Annotated in this window: 1 protein-coding gene; it reads left to right on the top strand. The window is 57.4% G+C overall.

The window, feature by feature from the left end; translation table 11 throughout:
- The coding region (locus BMI90_RS18910; RefSeq protein ID WP_210401985.1) for a hypothetical protein at positions 1-822 on the top strand (822 nt) is incomplete at its 5' end.
- Between the last annotated feature and the right edge of the window lie 112 nt (positions 823-934).

Here is a 934-nt window from a genome sequence, read left to right as displayed (position 1 = left end):
GCAGTTCTGATTGAGGCAGGCGGTCTATCTCCAAAGGATACGCGTCCGACAAATAGGAAAACCTTCGATGCTGAGCGCTATTCACCTCTCCTCGCGGAAATACCGCACTGGATAGGAGTGCGTGAGCTTCGAAATGCGATGGGCGCAACTCGGAACGAACTGGACGCGCTCATCTCGGATGGCGTCCTCGTGCCAGCGACAGCGATGCCAACCGTGAGACGGCGGTGGCGTAGGGAGGACGGGCTAGCTCTTGTGACTGAGCTCACGGCATTGGTCCAATCGGGCACGATCTCAAGCGATGAATGGGAAACCCTGCAGATGGCCAGCGCGCGCTCCGGTCTCCGAGTCGGTGCGATTATCGGAGCGATCCGAAAAGGTATGCTTCGTCTTGGGCTCCAGATGGGAGTTGAGGGGTATCACGGGCTGGTTGTCCATATGGAGGACCTCAATCATCTCGCACTTCAACGGAGCCCCACCATGGCGCAGGGGCTGATCCCGGCGACCGAGTTCAGCCGCACGATCAGCCGGCGCGGCAGGGACAGGTTCATTGCGCTTCTTGAGGCAGGGCACTCGCCCTCGGTCCGCATGACCGCACCGAAAGATGAGGCATGCGTTTTTTACCTGCGTGCCTCTGACATCCAAGCATTTCGAGAGCGCTTCGTGACCTTGCCCATGCTGATAGAACGCTTCGGCGAACATCGAAACACCATTCTTGCGCGACTCAGAAAGGCCCGTCTGCGACCCTTTGCTCCAGAGGGCGTGAGCTATGGTCATATCTATCTGCGCGAAGAGGTGGAGCTGGGCTTGCGTTGCAAGGTGTAACTGCCGCTATACGTCACTCTTCTCGTGCATAATGGAAAGTCAATTTATTACAATGCCTTATCAGCTCGTTCGAGCTAAGCAGCGGCGATGGCGGAAAACGGATGCTGTGACT

Origin of the sequence: Thioclava sp. L04-15 (genome assembly GCF_002020275.1) — a bacterium.
In the GTDB taxonomy this organism is placed as follows: domain Bacteria; phylum Pseudomonadota; class Alphaproteobacteria; order Rhodobacterales; family Rhodobacteraceae; genus Thioclava; species Thioclava marina.
The sequence above is the reverse complement of the archived record's forward strand: the minus strand, read 5'-3'. Positions and strand labels throughout refer to the sequence as shown.